The organism is Mangrovibacterium diazotrophicum (genome assembly GCF_003610535.1).
Lineage (GTDB): Bacteria > Bacteroidota > Bacteroidia > Bacteroidales > Prolixibacteraceae > Mangrovibacterium > Mangrovibacterium diazotrophicum.
In genome coordinates this window covers 1-1030 of the sequence record NZ_RAPN01000010.1, presented here as the reverse complement: position 1 = coordinate 1030, position 1030 = coordinate 1, and the positions used below count along the sequence as shown (strand labels likewise).

1 protein-coding gene is annotated in these 1030 nt (G+C 44.6%); it reads right to left on the bottom strand.

Annotated features, from left to right (window positions below):
* A partial coding sequence (locus BC643_RS23465; RefSeq protein ID WP_211338187.1) for a hypothetical protein occupies positions 1-1030 on the bottom strand: 1030 nt, incomplete at both ends.

Below are 1030 nucleotides of genomic sequence, written 5' to 3'. Positions count from 1 at the left end.
TCGTCCAGCTGAACGGTGATGTTCTGGCATTCGACTGCCGGAGCAACTTTATCTTCGACTGTTACAACTGCAGTGCATGTTGATACGTTTCCGTTAACATCTGTTACTGTCAGCTCAACATTATTGGTTCCGACGTTATCACAAGTGAATGTGTCATTATCGATTACACTGGAAGTAATACCACAAGCATCTGATGCTGATTTTGTAACATCGGCTGCTGTAATGGAAACATTGCCTGTTTCGTCCAGCTGAACGGTGATGTTCTGGCATTCGACTGCCGGAGCAACTTTATCTTCGACTGTTACAACTGCAGTGCATGTTGATACGTTTCCGTTGACATCAGTTACAGTCAGTTCAACATTATTGGGTCCGACGTTATCACAAGTGAATGTGTCATTATCGATTACGCTGGAAGCAATACCACAAGCATCTGATGCTGATTTTGTAACATCGGCTGCGGTGATGGAAACATTGCCTGTTTCATCCAGCTGTACTGTGATGTTCTGGCATTCGATAGCCGGGGCAACTTTATCTTCAACGGTAACAACTGCCGTGCAGCTTGATACGTTTCCGTTGACATCAGTTACAGTCAGTTCAACATTATTGGGTCCGACGTTATCACAAGTGAATGTGTCATTATCGATTACACTGGAAGCAATACCACAAGCATCTGATGCTGATTTTGTAACATCGGCTGCGGTGATGGAAACATTGCCTGTTTCATCCGCCTGAACGGTGATGTTCTGGCATTCGATAGCCGGGGCAACTTTATCTTCAACGGTAACAACTGCTGTGCAGCTTGATGCGTTTCCGTTGACATCAGTTACAGTCAATTCAACATTATTGGGTCCGACGTTATCACAAGTGAATGTGTCATTATCGATTACACTGGAAGCAATACCACAAGCATCTGATGCTGATTTTGTAACATCGGTTGCGGTGATGGAAACATTGCCTGTTTCATCCAGCTGAACGGTGATGTTCTGGCATTCGATAGCCGGGGCAACTTTATCTTCAACGGTAACAACTG